The sequence below is a fragment of the Ruegeria sp. BJ5 genome, from assembly GCF_056537865.1.
Genome location: NZ_JBQFSH010000005.1, coordinates 56,086 through 73,647 on the forward strand (window position 1 = coordinate 56,086; position 17,562 = coordinate 73,647).

Sequence of the window (17,562 nt, forward strand, 5' to 3'; positions counted from 1 at the left end):
ATTGGTAATATTATTTTACCAAACCGGAGGATCCGCCATGGACATGCCACAGCCCAACCCCGACGTTCTGGCCCGCAAGGCCAGCGTGCTTGCCCGTCTGCGGCAGGTCCTGCCCGAAGATGCCATCATCGCCGAACCGGCCGAAACCCGCGCCTATGAATGCGACGCCCTGACCGCCTACAAATGCGCGCCGATGATCGCGGTTCTTCCCTCCTCGACGCAGGAGGTCTCGGACATTCTGCGCATCTGCCATGACGAAGGCGTGCCGGTCGTGCCGCGCGGGGCCGGGACCTCGCTGGCCGGTGGGGCGCTGCCCACGGCCGATTGCGTGATCCTGGGCGTGGCCCGCATGAACGAGGTGCTTGACGTCGACTATGACAACCGCTTCATCCGTGTGCAGACAGGCCGCACCAATCTGAGCGTCACCGGCGCGGTCGAGGAGCAGGATTTCTTCTATGCGCCCGATCCGTCGTCGCAGCTGGCCTGCGCCATCGCGGGCAATATCGCGATGAATTCGGGAGGCGCGCATTGCCTGAAATACGGCGTGACCACCAACAACCTGTTGGGCGTGACCATGGTGCTGATGGATGGCCGCGTGGTCGAGATCGGCGGCGCGCATCTGGATTCCGGCGGGCTGGACCTGCTGGGCGTGATCTGCGGTTCGGAAGGTCAGCTGGGGGTCGTCACCGAGGCGACGCTTCGCATCCTGCGCAAGCCCGAGGGCGCGCGCCCGGTCCTGATGGGCTTTGATGACAATGCGGTGGCGGGCGAATGCGTCTCGGACATCATCAAATCGGGTATCCTGCCCGTGGCGATCGAGTTCATGGATCGGCTGTGCATCGAGGCCTGCGAGAATTTTGCCCATGCCGGCTATCCGAATTGCGAGGCGCTGCTGATCGTCGAGGTCGAAGGCTCGGACGCCGAGATCGACAGCCAGCTGGCCAAGATCGTCGAGATCGCCAAACGCCACAACCCGGTCGAACTGCGCGAAAGCCAGTCGGCCGAGGAAAGCGCCCGCATCTGGCTGGGCCGGAAGTCGGCTTTTGGCGCGATGGGGCAGATCAACGACTATATGTGCCTGGACGGAACGATCCCGGTGTCGGCGCTGCCGGACGTGCTGCGCCGCATCGGCGAACTGAGCAAAGAGTTTGGCCTGCCCGTGGGCAACGTGTTCCATGCCGGCGACGGCAACATGCACCCGCTGATCCTGTTCGATGCGAACAAGCCCGGCGATCTGGAAAAATGCGAGGCCTTCGGGGCCGAGATCCTGAAACTGTGCGTCGATGCCGGCGGCTGCCTGACCGGTGAGCATGGGGTGGGCATCGAAAAGCGTGACCTGATGCATCATCAATACGCGCCGCAGGACCTTGAGGCGCAGATGGCCGTCAAGGACGTGTTCGACCCGAAATGGCTGCTGAACCCCGCCAAGGTGTTCCCGCTGGATGCCAGTGCACCCCGCCGCAACCCGAAGATGGCGGCGGAATGAATTCCCAAGACAGAACGGACCCCGCAATGAGACCTGAATCAGAGTCTGAACTGGCCGAAATCGTGGCCGGGCTGAACGGCCCGGTGCGGATCAAGGGCGGGGGAACCCGTGGCGTGGACGGCCCCGACCAGGTGCTGAGCACCGAGGGACTGCGCGGGATCACCCTGTACGAGCCGGGGGCGCTGACGCTTGTGGCGCAGGCCGGAACCCCGCTGGCCGAGATCGTGGCCGCGTTGGAGGCCGAAGGTCAGCAGCTGGCGTTCGAGCCGATGGATCATCGCGCCCTGCTGGGGTCCTCGGGCGCGCCCACGATCGGCGGTGTCGTGGCCGCCAACGTCTCGGGGCCGCGCCGGATCCAGGCCGGGGCCTGCCGCGATTTCCTGCTGGGTGTGCGCTTTGTCGACGGGCGGGGGCAGGTCATCAAGAATGGCGGCCGGGTGATGAAGAACGTCACCGGCTATGATCTGGTCAAGCTGATGGCCGGGTCCTGGGGCACGCTGGGCGTGCTGACCGAGGTATCGCTGAAGGTGCTGCCCAAACCCGAGGCCAGCGCGACGCTGGCCGTACCCGCCAAGGACGCCGCGACTGCGGTTCGCATCCTGTCCGAGGCGCTGAAATCACCCTTTGAGGTCACCGGCGCAGCGTATGATCCGCAGCAGCAGCGCGCCTTGATCCGGATCGAGGGGTTTGCGGAGTCGGTCTCGTATCGCACCGGACGCCTGCAGACCCTGCTGGGCCAGTTCGGCGCGGTTGATCCGGTCGAGCCGTCGGACGCGCTGTGGCAGACGGTCCGCGATGCGGCCGATTTCGCCGACACGCCCGGCGATGTCTGGCGGATTTCAGTGAAACCCGGCGATGCGCCCGAAATCGCGGCGCGGGCCGAGGCCGATCAGACTCTGTTCGACTGGGGTGGCGGGCTGATCTGGGCGCTGGTGCCCGCAGGCACCGACCTGCGCGCGCGCATCGGGGCGTTTTCCGGCCACGCCACGCTGGTGCGGGCCGGGGCCGATAGCCTTGCCCGGCTGGGCCGGTTCCAGCCGGAATCGCAGGGGATTGCGGCTCTGACACAGGGGATTCGACAGAAATTCGACCCGCGCGGCGTGTTCAACCCCGGGCTGATGGGATAGGGCGATGCAGACCACATTCACCGAAGACCAGTTGAAAGACCCCGGCACCCGTCGCGCAAACGAGATTTTGCGCAACTGCGTGCATTGCGGGTTCTGCACCGCCACCTGTCCGACCTATCAGGTCCTGGGCGACGAATTGGACAGCCCCCGCGGGCGCATCTACCTGATCAAGGACATGCTGGAAAACGAGCGTGTGCCGGATGAAAAGACCGTCAAACATATCGACCGCTGCCTGTCCTGTCTGGCCTGCATGACGACCTGCCCGTCGGGCGTGCATTACATGCATCTGGTCGATCACGCGCGTGAATATATCGAAAACCGCTACACGCGCCCCTTCTCGGACCGGGCGCTGCGGTGGGTTCTGGCGCGGATCCTGCCCTATCCGATGCGATTCCGCTGGGCGCTGATCGGGGCCAAGCTGGGGCGGCCGTTCCGCTTTCTGATGCCCGACGCGCGCCTGAAGGCGATGCTGGACATGGCGCCGAAACACATCCCGCCGGTCAGCCGCAATGACGAGCCCCAAAGCTTTGCGCCCAAGGGGCAGGCGATCAAACGCGTGGCCCTGATGACGGGCTGTGCGCAAAAGGCGCTGAACACCGACATCAACGATGCCACGATCCGCCTGCTGACCCGGCTGGGTTGCGAGGTCGTTGTGGCCGAGGGCGCCGGCTGCTGCGGGGCGTTGACCCATCACATGGGCAAGACCCGCGAAAGCCATGCCACCGCCGCCGCCAATATCCGCGCCTGGACGCGCGAGATGGACGGCAAGGGATTGGATGCGATCGTCATCAACACCTCGGGCTGCGGCACCACCGTCAAGGATTACGGGCACATGTTCCGCAACGACCCGCTGGCCGAGGACGCGGCGCGGGTGTCGGGCATTGCCATGGATGTCAGCGAGATCCTGATGCAGCTGGACCTGCCGCAGGGCGACGACAAGGGAATGACGGTGGCCTATCACGCGGCCTGCTCGCTGCAACATGGGCAGCAGATCAAGACCTATCCCAAGGACCTGCTGAAAAAGGCGGGGTTCACCGTGGTCGAACCCGCCGACAGCCATCTGTGCTGCGGCAGCGCGGGCACCTACAACCTGATGCAGCCCGAGATCTCGGCCAAGCTGAAACAGCGCAAGGTGCGCACGCTCGAGGCCAAGAACCCCGATCTGATCGCAGCCGGCAACATTGGCTGCATGATGCAGATCGGGTCGGCTACCCAACTGCCCATCGTGCATACGGTCGAGCTGTTGGATTGGGTCACGGGCGGGCCTCGGCCCCCTGCGCTGGATCGGGCCGGACAGCCTGCGGATGCGGTGCCGATCCTGCGGTGATCGGTCCTGATGCGTCGACGCATCAGTCTGGTGCGGATTAGGCGCGGTGCGGCTCTGCCCTATTTTCGCCAAACGCCAGGCGTAAGTAGATTGGCCGATACCTCATGCCGGAGAACCGCGTGCGCACATGGAGCAGGGCGATAGCGTTATGTGTTCTGCCATTGGCAGCCACGGCGCAGGATACTGGGCTGCAAAGCCTTGAAACCTCGGATTCCGGGCGCGAATGGATGGCGGTCGGACGGCTGAACATCGACGGCACCGGCTTCTGCACTGGTGCGTTGATCTCACCCACGCTTGTTCTGACTGCAGCGCATTGCCTGTTCGACCAAGCGACCCACCAACGAATTGATCCGGGCCAAATCGAGTTTCTGGCGGGGTGGCGACACGGCCGCGCATCGGCCTATCGCACGGCGCGCCAGGCGGTCATTCATCCGGAATACGAATATGACCGCGCCGCATCCGTCAGCCGCGTGCGCCACGACGTCGCGCTGATCGAGTTATGGCAGCCGATCCGAAATACGACCGTGATCCCGTTTGAAACCGGCTACAGGCCAACGCGTGGCGAGGATGTCGGAGTGGTCTCGTACGCCCACAACCGCGCAGAAGCCCCTTCGCTGCAACAGGTCTGCTCGGTCATGGCGCAGCAATCGGGGGTGCTGGTCATGTCCTGTGACGTGGATTTGGGTGCGTCCGGCGCGCCGATCTTCTCGTTCTCAGGGGATCACCCCCGGATCGTATCGGTCGTGTCCGCGAAGGCCGAATTGGAAGGCCGGCGGGTATCGTTGGGAACAGCGCTGGAAGAGTCGCTGGAGGTGCTGCGCACCGAACTGTCCGCAGGGAATGGATTTGGCGCGTCCGGCAAGACGCTCGAGCCGGGAAAGAACGTCGGCGCAAGGTTTGTCCGGCCATGATCCGCCGTATCGTGACAGCGGCCCTGATTTTGGCCGGGATTGCTGCGTCGGCGGTGGCCCAGGACAGTGGCAAGCGCCGGCTGACCGATCGGGACGACCTGTATGGTTGGGAGGCCATCGGGCGGCTGGACATCGGAGACCGCTCGTTCTGCACGGGTACGCTGATCGCGCAGGATCTTGTTCTGACCGCAGCCCATTGTGCGACGGACAAGGCCACCGGCCGGACCTACGCACCCGGCGAAGTCACCTTTCGCGCAGGTCTGAGCGATGGACATGCGCTTGCCGAAGGCACGGTCGTGCAGATCGCCGTCCTTCCCGACTATGACCCCCGGGTTGGCCTGTCACCCGAGATGGTCCGGGTCGATGTCGCCCTGATGCGACTGGATCAACCGATCCCGTATACCGTCGCCAACCCATTTGCATTGCACAGTGGCCGGGTCGCCGGGGATGAGATCAGCATCGCTTCGTACGGGCGCGGCCGATCCGAGGCAATCACGCGCCAGCGGTCCTGCCGGATTCTGGAGCGGCGCCAAGGTTTGATTACCTTCAATTGCGATGTCACGTTTGGATCTTCCGGTTCGGCAATTCTGGCCCGCAATGGGCCGCGTTGGCAGATCCTGTCGGTGGTATCTGCGGTTGGTACCGACGGCCGTCGGAAGGTCGGGTTCGGCATGGAACTTGAGGGGATCGTCTCGGACCTCAAGGCCATCATGCGGCGGGATGCGCCGCAGCCAAAGGCCAAGATCCGGCGGCTGCAGGTCGGCTCGGGCAAGTCCAGCTCAGGCGCGAAATTCATCAGCTCCGGCGGGTCTTGAACTCAGCCAGATCCTTTCCCATTTCATGTGTGTCGGGCAGCCAAACCGGGGTCCGACGATGACCAACGCCCGTCCAATCGGAGGGCAAAACTCGTAAATCGCTCTGAACATGAGGATAACGAACATGCGTAGCTTTGATTTTGCACCACTGCACCGTGCAACCGTCGGCTTTGACCAGATTGCCGACATCATGGATCGGGTCATGACCAGCGAAGTGTCACAACCCAGCTATCCCCCGTACAACATCGAAAAAACCGATGCCGATGCGTATCGCATTTCGATCGCAGTCGCCGGCTTTGCCGAAGATGACCTGACGATCGAAGTCAAGGAAAACGCGCTGGTCGTGGCCGGTAAGAAAGCCACCGAAGACACCAAGCGCACCTATCTGCATCGCGGCATCGCCACCCGCGCCTTCGAGCGTCGTTTTGCTCTGGCCGACCACGTCCGCGTGACCGGCGCCAGCCTGGAAAACGGCATGCTGCACATCGACCTGAAGCGCGAGGTGCCCGAAGCGCTGAAACCGCGCCGGATCGAGATCACCTCGACCAAGGCGATCGAAAAGGACGTGGTTGACGCCAAGCCCGTGAACTGAGGCTGAGACCGCCCAAGCGGCGATGATCGTCTCCTCCCTCGGTTGTCGCACAACCCCGCGTTCCTCCGGACGCGGGGTTTTTTCATGACGGTTGCAAAGAAAAAGGGCGCCCAAAGGCGCCCTGGTCTCATGGTCCGTCCGATCAGATCGCCATGCAGATGTATTTCATCTCGAGATAGTCTTCCATGCCGTGGTGGCTGCCTTCCCGGCCAAGGCCGGATTGCTTGACACCACCAAACGGGCCCAGTTCCGAGCTGATGATGCCGGTGTTGATGCCGACGATGCCGTATTCCAGCGCCTCGGCCACCTTGTACACGCGGCTCAGATCCTTGGCGTAGAAATACGAGGCGAGGCCGAAGATCGTGTCATTGGCCATGGCGATGACCTCGTCCTCGTCCTCGAATTTGAACAGGGGCGCCAGCGGACCAAAGGTCTCTTCCTGCGCGACCTTCATGTCCTGGGTCACGTCGGTGATGATCGTGGGCTGGAAGAAGGTGCCGCCCAGATCGTGCGGCAGGCCTCCGGTCAGGATCGCGCCGCCATTGGCCGTGGCATCGGCGATATGTTCCTGCACCTTGGCCACCGCCTCGTCGCTGATCAGCGGGCCGGTCGTTGTGCCATCGGACAGGCCGTCGCCGATTTTCAACGCCTCGACCGCGGCCTTGAGCTTGGCGGCAAAGGCGTCATAGACGCCAGCCTGCACATAGATGCGGTTGGCGCAGACGCAGGTCTGGCCGTTGTTGCGGAATTTGCACAGCATCGCGCCTTCGACGGCGGCATCCAGATCGGCGTCGTCGAACACGATGAACGGCGCGTTGCCGCCCAGCTCCATCGAGCATTTCATCACCTGGTCCGCGGCCTGGCGCAGCAGGATCCGGCCCACCTCGGTCGAGCCGGTAAAGGTCAGCTTGCGCACGCCGGGGTTCTCGCAGAACTCCTTGCCGATCTCGCTGGCCTGTGACGAGGGCACCACGTTGAACACACCCGCCGGAACGCCGGCCTGTTCGGCCAGCAGCGCCAGCACCAGCGCCGACAAGGGCGTTTCGGTGGCCGGGCGCGCGACAAAGGCGCAGCCGGCGGCCAGTGCCGGGCCTGCCTTGCGCGTGATCATCGCGTTGGGGAAGTTCCACGGCGTGATCGAGGCCGCCACCCCGATAGGCTGTTTCAGCACCATGATCCGCTTGTCGCGCTGATGGCCGGGGATGGTCTCGCCATAGACCCGCTTGGCCTCTTCGCCGAAGAATTCGATGAAGGACGCGCCATAGGCGATCTCGCCCACCGCCTCGGCCAGGGGTTTGCCCTGTTCGGCGGTCAGGATCTTGCCCAGATCCTCGGCGTTTTCCATCATCAGGTCGAACCACCGGCGCAGGATCGCGGCGCGCTCCTTGCCGGTCAGCTTGGCCCATTCCTTCTGTGCCGCCTCGGCCTGCGCGATGGCACCGGCCACCTGGGCGCGGCTGACATCCGCGACCTCGGCGATCACGTCGCCGCGGGCCGGGTTGGTGACGGCAAAGGTGCCGTTGTCACCATCGACCCACTGCCCGCCGATATAGGCCTTGGTGACCAGAAGGTCGGGGTTCTTCAAAAGCGATTTCAGGTCGGTCGTGGTATCCAGCATGGGTCGGCCTCCGGGAAGGGAAAGAATTTGCGCGTACCCAATCAGGTGGCGCAGAACATGTCTAGGGCCACCCGGGGGCGTCAATCAATCCAGATTTGATCAAAAAATCGATCGGCGTGCGATGCAAGGGCCGGAAAGCATCAAAGCCAGCCAGCTGTTGGTTTTGACGCCTATCTTTTTCGATAGGGTTTTGCCAAAGTTCCGGTGATTTGAGAGACCCAAGGGGATGTAAATCGTTATAACATTCCCTATCTTGTTGGGTAGATAAGAAAAACAAGGATTGGACAGATGTCGAACCAGCAATTCGAAGCATTGATCGAGGAAACCCAGGCCAAGGTGCGCGAAAGCCAGTCGCAGATCGAAGGGCTGACCTCGCGGATCGAGGCCGCACGCGCCAAGATCGGAACGGCCGAAGCGGATATCGACATCGAAAATGCCACGCTTGAAGACGTGCACGCCCACACCGAGGTGATGAACGCGAACATCGCTGAACTGATCATGGGGTTGGACGACGTCACCAGCGCGTTTTCCAAGGATTTCGACGAGATGCGCTCGAAGACCGGGTGGGAATCGTTCGTGGGCATCTTCTCGAAGGGTAAATCCGAGTCCATGCGCCAAGAACGGATGCGCTCAGCCAATATCGACGACAAACTGCAGGACCTGATCGCGAAATCAGACGTGATCGTGAAGCTGCTGGAAGGACAACTGGCCGTGCTGGAAGAGCAGCGCGTGAAGGTGGAGAACAACCTGACCGTCACGCTAGACGACCGCGAGGCGACCGTGGCTGAACTGGAAGCGCTGCGGGCCGAGATTCAGGGCATGGACCCGGCGATCATCACGCTGGAAAACAAGATCAGTGTCGAGCAGGACGCCGCCGCGCGCACCAAGCTCGAAACCGAACTGGCCGAACTGAACAAGCAATACAACGCCAAGGTTCAGGAAGAGCAGGTCAAGCTGGCCAAGTCTCAAACGCTGGAACGGTACATCGAAAAGGGCAAGACCTGGGTCGATTCACTGCAGAACCAGGCTGCGACGCAGATGGTGCTGATCAACAAGCTGCAGACAGACACGCAGCAGCGCGTTGTGCTGTATGACGCCCTGACCAAATCGCTAAAAACCGCGCAGCAGCAGGACGTGGCCCACCGCATCAACGAGATCGGTGTGCAGACCGACCAGGAGGCGCAGACAGCCATGGCCGCCATCGGCACCGCGACCAACCAGAAAATGGCCGACATGCTTGAGGCGCATGAGGACCACATGGTCTTTGCCCGCGACGTGCTGGAGAAAAAGGCCAAGGCGGATGAACGCTTTGCCCGCCGTTTTGCCTCGATTGTCGAGAAGCATGATAAGAATTTGTATGGGGGATAACCCCTAATGTGGAACTGGAAAGTTTTTCGTAAATTTGGCCTTTTAGGCATTTTGATCACGGTTGCAGGGGGATTAGTTTCACTGTTCTCTGACGACGGTGTTTCCTTGGCGAAAATTGGTGCTGACGCACCATTTCTTATCACCAGTCAGGACGGCATAAACGGAATTCTGGTCGCGATACTCTTTCTAACACTTCTGTTTATTTTGCTTGGGTGTTTCGGAAATCTCGCGCGAGCGCTGTTTTCCATGACTGCTCACACAATTAGGAGCCGAGAGCCAAAATTTTTCAATGCGCACCAATCGGAGGCCAATATGGTCTTTAGTTTCTTTGAACTCGATGCGTTAGGAAGAGTGCCTTCCGTCAAGGATGAACCGCAGTGATTTCAATAGGTGAAATGCTGCTGAGAGCCGCCAATGACTAACCCCACCCAAGACCATGTCGGTCTGACCGACACCTTCGCCTCGCGCCGCTATTTCCGCAAATTCGAGGTGATCACCGTCCACCTCCTGCGCGTGGCCGCGACGATGGAGGCGGAGGGCGCGATCAGCAAGCAAGAGGTGCGGATTATTTCGCGTTACCTCTCGGGGTTGCTCTACACCTTCCGCGCGCTGAGCATGAAATACCTGCTGGTCGGGCGTGATACCGGGCGGTTCTTTGGCAGCCTCGCCATGGACAAGCGCGACAGCGGGTTTCCGGTGGCGGCCGAGTTGCTGACCATGGCCAATGACGCGCAGCAGGCGCAGGTACATCTGGCGAATATGCCCTCGGAAGATGACCTGAAAACCGAGATGGTGCGGACCATCATCAGCGACAGGGAAATCCCCACCAAGCTGCAATTCGCGCTGTCGCAAAGACTCTATTACGAGGAATTGCTGAAAGGTCAGTTGTTCTGGGCCCGCAATGATCCGGAGTGCCATTGGATCGAGACCGAGGGCGAACGTAGGAAATTCCTGATTCATTGGGCGGTCTATGACAGCCAGATCAACCTGCCGGTCATCTACCTGATGCAGTTGGAGGACAGCGGCAATACTGCCCTGCCCAAGGATCAACGCCGCTGGCCTGAAGTGCAGGCGCATCTGATGGCGCAATCCTTGGCCGGGCTGAAACTGGTGACCATCGCCAAAGGCTTCGATCAGGATTTCGACGACCTGCACCCCAAACACCTACGCCGCATTCATGTGGGTCCGATGTATTCCTCGGCTTATACCGAGCAGTCCGGCCCTCTGCGGCAGGTGCTGGAAGACGCGCAAGCCCCCGCGGGGCAGGACTGGGCACTGGCCTGGACCACCGAAGAGCTGCACAGCGAAGAGGTGATCGAAGAACGCGCCGGATGGTTCTCGACCGTCGAGCGCGAGGTCTTTGCGTTGGACCCCTTCGGCGGACAGGGGGCCGAGACCGGGGCCACACGCACCCAGCGCTCGATAATCCTTCCGCAGCGTCCGTTCCAGGTTCTGGCCGAACGCAATCCGCCGGGCTTTGCAGATGTGCGCAAATTCGTGGTCAGCAAGTCCGGGCAGGTGTTGCGATATTGATAATACAAAGGCGATTTTGAAATGAGTTTGACATCAGACCAGATGGAATTGCGCGAAGACGATATTCGCAAGCACTATCCTGCCGCCACCGCATTGCTGAACGGGTTTGAGCATGCGCCGCGTATAGCCAAACCCGCCGAGGCCGCCGTCGAACGGTCCCCCGGTGTGTCGACGGGGCGGCGGTTTCGGTCGACCACGCCGGGGTTGGTAACCCGCCGCACTGCCCGGGCCGATGGGGTGCATCTGGTCGAACGGATCGAGGCCGCGGATGACGGCGATGCGCTGGTGTCCCCACAGCAGGCGACCACACAGCAGGCGATCCGCCGGGCGATTGCCATCGCTTTAACCGTGGCCGAAACCTATGCCGACCAGACCCCGCTGGCCGATCTGAAACGCGCCAATCTGGCCGGAGATCTTGCCGCCGCGCGCAAGACCGAATTCTCGGATCTGCTGACCGCCGAAGCGTTGACCACCTTGCACACCTTCGGCAATGCGTTGGCCTATCTGATGTCCTCGCATCTGGGGGAGACCACGGTCGAAATCGGTGAAATCGAAGAGGTCCTGACAGACAACGGCCAACTCGCCCTGCACGGTGCCCTGTGGGAGCTGGATCAGGTTCTGGCCAAGCACGCGCCCGATGATGCCCATCTGATCGCGGCCACCAGTGCCTATGCAGAGCAACTGATGGAAAAAGCTGCTCTGCGCGCGCAAACGGCTGGCCATCTGGCCCCGTTCCAGAACGCCGCCTGGCATATCGAGGCGGATGATCTGACGATCCGGGGGTTCGAACCGGCCTCCAAGGCCAAATCCACCACGCTTACCATGACGTTCAAGAAACCGAACGAGGTGGTGGGCAACCATATTGCCAAATATCAGGCCATGAAGCTGGCCAAGATGCTGATGGCTTATGATTTTGACCGTCGCCTGAACCCGTTCGCGGAGCTTGGCGGGTTCATCTTCACCTTCATGGGCGACGGCAAGCCGGGCACCGGCAAGACGACCCTGATCCAGATGATGGCCGGGCTGATCAACGACTACTGCCAGAACGCAGGCTATCCATTCCGCTATCAGAACCTGAGCACCGATAATATCGACAGCTATCAAGGCAAATCCGGCCAGAACGCCAAGGCGTTCATCAACACGATCATCGACCCCTCGGTCATCGGTTTCGGCACGATCGACGATATCGACCAGCTGGCGGGCAAACGCGGCGACCGGCAGTCATCAGCCGGACAACTGGAAATCACAGCCGTGCTGATGGAGAGCTTTGCCGGGGCCAACACCGTGGTGCGCGGCAACTGCACCTTTGGCATGTTCTCGAACTACCCCGAGAATGTCGATGACGCCCTTCGCCAGCGGGCGGGTGCGCGGTTTCTGGTGGACGGACCGCAAACGCGCGAGGATTACATCGACATCCTGCACCTGCTGATGGGCCGCAACCACGACATCCCGCTGGGTGAACACGAAGCCTATGCCGCGCAGGAAATCAAAAAGGCCGTCGCCGCCAGTTTCGAAAGCCACTCCCGTCCGCATGAGGATGCTTTGCTGCAGGTCTATGAGCGTGTTTCTGGGGAGATCGGCCGGATGGACACGATCGCCAAGCTGGGCACCTACCTCAAGGCGATCCAGCAGGCGGATGAGCGGTTCACCGGCCGCGCGATCAAGAACATCACCGACGCGGTCAAGGTCCGCGCGATGGATTTCGAACTGCCCGACGAATGGATGGAAAACCCCGACCTGTTCCTGTTCCGCGACTACGACACCAAGAAGGCGATGATCGAGGAGCTGCGCCAGCCGATCACGGTCGAGATGGTGATCCAGGAGATCAATCGCTACGCCGACAGCGAATTCCGCTATGCCGACAAGAGCGACGAGGTCGCCATCGAAAACGCCGTCCGCGAGATGGGCCGGATGGAAGAGGCCAAGCGGCGATATCTGGAGGGGAAGGGGTGAGCTTTTGGAGCTTTTTCTTACCCTACTTCGTTGCTTTATTAGTACTTTCTCTATTGAGCTATATTTGTGTGTCTCTCTTTTGGCTCAAGCCGCTCGAAAGGCTACATATTCTTTTGGCGTTGGTAATCGATGTCGTGATCACGATCTCGCTTATGTCTGTATTGACGGTCATCGCCCTTCTTTATGCAACGGGTTTCGCTGTCTCGGAGACTTGTGGCGACCCCCTCACAAGCGGCTTACCTTGTCCGATTCTGGAAAAATTCGGTTGGTCAGTTTGGGCGATACTTATTTGGATTCCAGTGACTTTTTATGGTTTGGTACGAAGGCTCAAAGTGGCTTTCGTCGAGAACAGAGCTGCATCATGATGGATAGCTATCTGTCATCAATCGATTGGCTGCCAACTGAACAAAGGCTCGCTTCATGATCCGCCTCATCGAAAAAGGCCTGATGTTCGGCAATCTCGTCCACATCTCCAGCCCGGCTCTGGTCGAGCGGTATAACCGCGCGCTGCAACATCTGGCGGGCAAGACCACGGCGCTGACGGATTTCCATGTCGATATCTCGGGGTATTCGCCCGAGGTGGGGATTGAACTGGACGACCCGCTCTACCTCAACCCCAACGGGGTCAACCGGCAGTTCATTCTGCTGACGACCGAGCAGAAACGCGCGCCTCTGCTGAACGTCAAATTCTCGACCTCGCGCGATATCCTGCGCGAATTCATCGAGATGAACGAGGCGCAGCTGTTTGCCCTGACCGCCACAGATGCGGTGGCCGGAGAGTTGGTGAACTCGGTCTTCAAACTCACCACCCCGCGCGACCTGCTGAACCTGCGCAAGATCGAGATCGAGGCCGACACCGTCGGCGGCACCCTGCGCAAGGCCGATCAGTTGGCAGGCATGGTGGAACGGTTCAAGACCGAAGAATACGCCTGGTTCGACGATGTGCTGATCGCGAAGATGATCGAAACCGCTAAGGAAACCGGCGACGTCACCCGCAACCCTGTCCGGTTGCGCCACACGGCGTTTGAACAGCGCAACTTCTGGACGGCGCATTTCGGCGGCGTGTATCTGTTCCCGGATCTGGATCACCCGGCGGCGATCTGCATGGGTGAAAGGCCAGAGGATTTGCCGATCAAATATGTCTTTGATCCGTCGCAGCGAAACCAGATTGCCAAATTTCTGAATTACAACGATCTGGTCGAGCCGATCGTCAAGGCCCGCGGCGTGGATGCCGCCGCGATCCTGCAACAGAAGATGGACTTTCTGACCGTTGACGCCGCCGCGGATGCGGGCATTGATCTGACCGGGCTGGACCGCAGCGACATGCGGCGTTTGGCGCGCAATCACGCGGATCGCTTGCCCGAAGCCTATCATGGCCTCGCGCAATTGTTGCGCTGGGCGACAGATGGCGGGCCTTGGCCGCGTATCACCTCGGATCATCCGGCCTATTTCTATTCGCTGCGCGCCGCCAATACCCCGAACCGCGATCTTGTGAATATGCTGCTGGCCGAACTTGCCCCGCTGGACCCGCGCCAGATGTTCATTTGCCACAAGGAACTGTTCTACCGCACCTATGGTGGCTGGGCAGAGCCAAAAAAGGCCTATGTGGCCGAGTTTCTTGCCCGTGAATATCAAGTGGACAAGGCCGGGGCCCGCGCCGCACTGTTCGGGCATGAACCCGACATGAGCGGCGAGGACCGGGTCAGCGAGGCGGTGATCGCACGGGTCGGCCCCTGGGGCGCGGTAAGGAAAGAGTGATATGTTCGGAGCAATGCGCCTGTTTCTCGGTCTGCTCGTCGTTCAGACGATTGCCTACTTTGCCTTGTCTCTTTACTCGCGTCGCGTCCGGCGACAAAAGCTTGAGACATGGTGGGAAGAGAAGGGCAAGACCGGCAACAAGGAAGCCTTCGTCGAACGCGGATTGCACGTCTATGACAATTCGTTCCGTCGCAAACTGATCTTGGGTGTTTATATCGTGCCTTGGGTGGCGATCGCCGCGCTGATCTATGTCGTGAACTACATGTGAGGTTTTGGGAATGGTCTACATCAAATGGGCGTTCATCCTGATTTTCTGGATCACGCTGGGTGCGATCCTGCAATACTCGCTGCCGCAGCACGACATTGTCCGCATCGTAAACACCTACGAAGAGAGGCAGGATCTGACGGATTGGACCCGCATTTTCTGGTCCGAGCCCGATGATCAGTCGACCAGCCTTTCGAACCGCGATGTGCAGTTCATCCAAGCCGTGCGGGCGAACGGCAAGCCGATCGTCTATCGGAACGAAGATACCAGCTGGGGTTGGCCACCCTATTTCAAGTTCGATACCGCCAACCTTTACACCGAAGCCAACGACGCGATCTCGGACAAGGATGATCCGGATTGGGTTGTCGTGACCCACTACGGCTGGCGCAACGAGTTTCTTTCGATCTTCCCGAACGCCATTTTCATCAAACATGTCGAAGGACCGGACGTTCGCATCATTCCCTGGTTCAACATCATTTTCCTGACCGTGTTCTTTGCCATCGTCTGGGCGCTTTGGGTGCGTTGGCGCAGGTTCCGCGAAGCCCGCATCGACCCCATGCTTGAAAGCGTCGAGGATGGTCTCTACGCCGCTGGGGATGCAATCGATGAGCGAAGATCCAGCTTCCGGCGCTGGCTGGACAGTTGGAAGTCAAAATAGGTCAGAACCGGAAACCTGTCTGACCATCGGCTACCCGCCTATACGCACAGCTATCTGACGACAAACTCGGCATGAAGGGCCCCGGCCGCTTTGATGGTTTTGAGGATGTCGATCATATCCCGCGGGGACACGCCCAACGCGTTCAGGCCGGCAACCACCTGCGACAGCGTCGTCGCTTCGGGTATTTCTGCCAACCCGGTGCCGGCGTCCTCCTCAATCCCTGCGATGGTTCGTGGAACAACAACGGTCTCCCCTCTGGCAAAGGGGTTGGGCTGAACGGCGATCGGAGATTCCTCTACGCGAAGTGTCAGGTTGCCTTGGGAAACCGCGACACGTGAGATTCGGACCTCCTGCCCCATGACGATTGTGCCGGAGCGCTGATCAACAACCACGCGAGCCTTGGTTTCGGGTTCAATCAGGATGTTTTCGATCCGGCCGATCGCATGCGCGGTGGAAGGAGCCCGCGTTTCCGGGATGCTCAATTCCACCGTGCCCGAGTCGCGCATGACCGCAACTGCGCGATTGAACTCGCGGTTGATGGCCGCTTCGATCCGACCGGCGGTCGTAAAGTCCGGCTCGCGCAGGGCCAACCGCAATTGGGAAAGACCTGACAGTTCAAAATCGATCTCCTGCTCGACCCGGGCTCCGGCGGGGACGACACCGGATGTCGGCACCCCTTGAACAACCGATGCAGCGTCGCCCTCGGCGACTGCACCACCTGCCAGAACTGTGCCCTGCGCAACTGCATAGATCTGCCCATCCGCGGCGTTCAAGGGTGTCATGACGAGGGTGCCGCCCAGCAGGCTTTTGGAATCTCCGATCGCCGAAACGGTCACATCGATCTGCCCACCAACCCGCGCAAAGGGCGGAAGGGTGGCGGTGACAAGAACGGCGGCGACATTCTTGGGGCGAAAGTCCTCGCCAGTGACGTTTACGCCCAACCGTTCAAGTATGTTCGACATGATTTCTTCGGTGAACGGGGAATTGCGCAACCCGTCACCGGTTCCGTTCAGTCCAACGACAAGGCCATATCCCACCAGATCATTGCCGCGTACACCGTCAAAATTCACCAGATCCTTGAGCCGAACAGCCCCGGAAACCGCCACCGAAGGCAGCATGATCAGAAGGAAGGCCAGAAGTCTCATCTCAGGAAATTCACCAATGATAGGGTCGAATTGCGGACGGTGACCGAATAGAGGCTTTCAAGCTGGAACTGCACGGTCTGCAGGTGTGCTGCGGTTTCGTAGGGATCGGCGGCGACAAGTTCGTTGCGCGCGTATTCAAAACTGGTCCTGGCCGCAGCATTTCGTGTTTCGGCCTGTTCGATGCGGGCTTGCGCCGCTCCGATCTGAGCGCGCATCGTCACGACGTCATCCTTGGTGTTGGCCAGAGCCACGCCCAGATCGGTGAACAAGGCAGTTTGCAGGTCTGGTGGCCATCCCAGCGCGCCCTCCGTTGCCAGCGCCGCAAGCGCGACATCGCGCAATCCATCCCGAAGTTTCGGATCATTGGACGTGAACTGCATGTTCACCCGCTCGGTTTCCGAAATCTGCATAGGTGCGAGGGTCGTGTTGGAACCGTTGTACATGACCGCCTCAAACCCGGCAGGATCATTGAACCAATCTTCAGCCACCTGGCGAATATCGGTCAGGGTTGTCAGCCCCGCCAATTCGGTTCGCAGAGCAGCCAGTAGCGTGTCCGTCGACTGCAGCGGAGAGGCGTCCGTGGCGGTTCCCGCGAACAAGCTGCGGCCACCGACCCGCGTGTTCAGTGAAGAAATCATCGTGTCCAGTTCGTTGCGCGCCTGAGCCGAGGCCTGAGCATGCGATGTTGCTTGGTTGGATGTCCCAAACGCGAGCAGAGAAGCCGAAACCTCGCCAATCGAGGTTTCAAACGTCTCGAGGCTGATCTGAGTGGCATCAGCAAACAGATCTGCCTCGGCGGTCGCCGTAGAGAAGGCGTCCAGCTGTGCAATTTTTCGATCCAGGTCCAGCAAATGCGAGTAATCGCCATTGAGACGTCCAGAAATGTCAGCGGTTTTTCCCGTGGACATTTCATAGGACAGGGTTTCGATCTGCGTTTTGATCTCGGTGCTGCGCGCGCGCAAGGTCAGACCGCGGGCCAGATCACCAATCGAATTCAAGGTCATGG

General features: G+C 60.6%; 17 protein-coding genes. 14 read left to right on the forward strand and 3 right to left on the reverse strand.

Translation table 11 applies throughout. From position 1 onward, the window contains the following. The first annotated feature begins 37 nt into the window (after positions 1 to 37). The 6 genes from ACR0NY_RS15700 (at position 38) to ACR0NY_RS15725 (ending at position 6,258) form a co-directional block, all read left to right on the forward strand. Complete coding sequence (locus tag ACR0NY_RS15700) at positions 38 to 1,486, forward strand: FAD-linked oxidase C-terminal domain-containing protein (RefSeq protein WP_170369954.1); 1,449 nt, start codon at positions 38 to 40, stop codon at positions 1,484 to 1,486. A gap of 26 nt (positions 1,487 to 1,512) precedes the next feature. Then, positions 1,513 to 2,613, forward strand: a complete 1,101-nt coding sequence (gene glcE / locus ACR0NY_RS15705) for a glycolate oxidase subunit GlcE (RefSeq protein ID WP_170369952.1) — start codon at positions 1,513 to 1,515, stop codon at positions 2,611 to 2,613. Positions 2,614 to 2,617: 4 nt separating this feature from the next. Next, positions 2,618 to 3,940: a glycolate oxidase subunit GlcF gene (glcF, locus tag ACR0NY_RS15710; RefSeq protein WP_170369950.1), complete on the forward strand. Its 1,323-nt coding sequence runs from the start codon at positions 2,618 to 2,620 to the stop codon at positions 3,938 to 3,940. A gap of 119 nt (positions 3,941 to 4,059) precedes the next feature. Continuing rightward, a complete protein-coding gene (locus ACR0NY_RS15715; RefSeq protein ID WP_367646371.1) occupies positions 4,060 to 4,851 on the forward strand; it encodes a trypsin-like serine peptidase in 792 nt (263 codons plus the stop codon). Next, positions 4,848 to 5,666 (forward strand): trypsin-like serine peptidase, encoded by an 819-nt coding sequence (locus ACR0NY_RS15720; protein ID WP_170342494.1) that lies wholly within the window; start codon positions 4,848 to 4,850, stop codon positions 5,664 to 5,666. Before ACR0NY_RS15715 ends, ACR0NY_RS15720 begins: the two co-directional genes overlap by 4 nt. A gap of 124 nt (positions 5,667 to 5,790) precedes the next feature. Then, a complete protein-coding gene (locus ACR0NY_RS15725; protein ID WP_170342492.1) occupies positions 5,791 to 6,258 on the forward strand; it encodes an Hsp20 family protein in 468 nt (155 codons plus the stop codon). Positions 6,259 to 6,400: 142 nt separating this feature from the next. On the opposite strand, the gene ACR0NY_RS15730 is transcribed toward ACR0NY_RS15725, so the two are convergent. Next, entirely contained in the window at positions 6,401 to 7,876 is a 1,476-nt protein-coding gene (locus ACR0NY_RS15730) for an NAD-dependent succinate-semialdehyde dehydrogenase (protein WP_170369948.1), read from the reverse strand. 288 nt (positions 7,877 to 8,164) lie between these two features. Here ACR0NY_RS15730 and ACR0NY_RS15735 point away from each other — a divergent pair, with 288 nt between their 5' ends. The 8 genes from ACR0NY_RS15735 to ACR0NY_RS15770 are packed head-to-tail and all read left to right on the forward strand — an operon-like array spanning position 8,165 to position 15,411. Then, a complete protein-coding gene (locus ACR0NY_RS15735) occupies positions 8,165 to 9,244 on the forward strand; it encodes a coiled-coil domain-containing protein (RefSeq protein ID WP_170369946.1) in 1,080 nt (359 codons plus the stop codon). A 6-nt stretch (positions 9,245 to 9,250) separates the two neighbouring features. Beyond that, positions 9,251 to 9,625, forward strand: coding sequence for a hypothetical protein (locus tag ACR0NY_RS15740; RefSeq protein WP_170369944.1), 375 nt, complete (start codon positions 9,251 to 9,253; stop codon positions 9,623 to 9,625). Positions 9,626 to 9,658: 33 nt separating this feature from the next. Then, positions 9,659 to 10,777, forward strand: coding sequence for a hypothetical protein (locus ACR0NY_RS15745; protein WP_170369942.1), 1,119 nt, complete (start codon positions 9,659 to 9,661; stop codon positions 10,775 to 10,777). A gap of 21 nt (positions 10,778 to 10,798) precedes the next feature. Next, positions 10,799 to 12,730: an AAA family ATPase gene (locus ACR0NY_RS15750; protein ID WP_170369940.1), complete on the forward strand. Its 1,932-nt coding sequence runs from the start codon at positions 10,799 to 10,801 to the stop codon at positions 12,728 to 12,730. Then, entirely contained in the window at positions 12,727 to 13,095 is a 369-nt protein-coding gene (locus tag ACR0NY_RS15755; RefSeq protein ID WP_170367519.1) for a hypothetical protein, read from the forward strand. The genes ACR0NY_RS15750 and ACR0NY_RS15755 overlap by 4 nt, the downstream gene beginning before the upstream one ends. A 55-nt stretch (positions 13,096 to 13,150) precedes the next feature. Beyond that, a complete protein-coding gene (locus tag ACR0NY_RS15760; protein ID WP_170369938.1) occupies positions 13,151 to 14,488 on the forward strand; it encodes a DUF6638 family protein in 1,338 nt (445 codons plus the stop codon). A 1-nt stretch (position 14,489) separates the two neighbouring features. After that, complete coding sequence (locus ACR0NY_RS15765) at positions 14,490 to 14,756, forward strand: hypothetical protein (RefSeq protein WP_093963662.1); 267 nt, start codon at positions 14,490 to 14,492, stop codon at positions 14,754 to 14,756. Positions 14,757 to 14,766: 10 nt separating this feature from the next. Then, positions 14,767 to 15,411 carry a DUF1523 family protein gene (locus tag ACR0NY_RS15770; protein WP_093963661.1) on the forward strand — a complete coding sequence of 215 codons (645 nt, stop codon included), beginning with the start codon at positions 14,767 to 14,769 and terminating at the stop codon, positions 15,409 to 15,411. A 50-nt stretch (positions 15,412 to 15,461) separates the two neighbouring features. Here ACR0NY_RS15770 and ACR0NY_RS15775 read toward each other — a convergent pair whose 3' ends face one another. Continuing rightward, a complete protein-coding gene (locus ACR0NY_RS15775; RefSeq protein WP_170342478.1) occupies positions 15,462 to 16,556 on the reverse strand; it encodes a flagellar basal body P-ring protein FlgI in 1,095 nt (364 codons plus the stop codon). Continuing rightward, positions 16,553 to 17,560 (reverse strand): flagellin, encoded by a 1,008-nt coding sequence (locus ACR0NY_RS15780; protein WP_170342476.1) that lies wholly within the window; start codon positions 17,558 to 17,560, stop codon positions 16,553 to 16,555. Before ACR0NY_RS15780 ends, ACR0NY_RS15775 begins: the two co-directional genes overlap by 4 nt. Between the last annotated feature and the right edge of the window lie 2 nt (positions 17,561 to 17,562).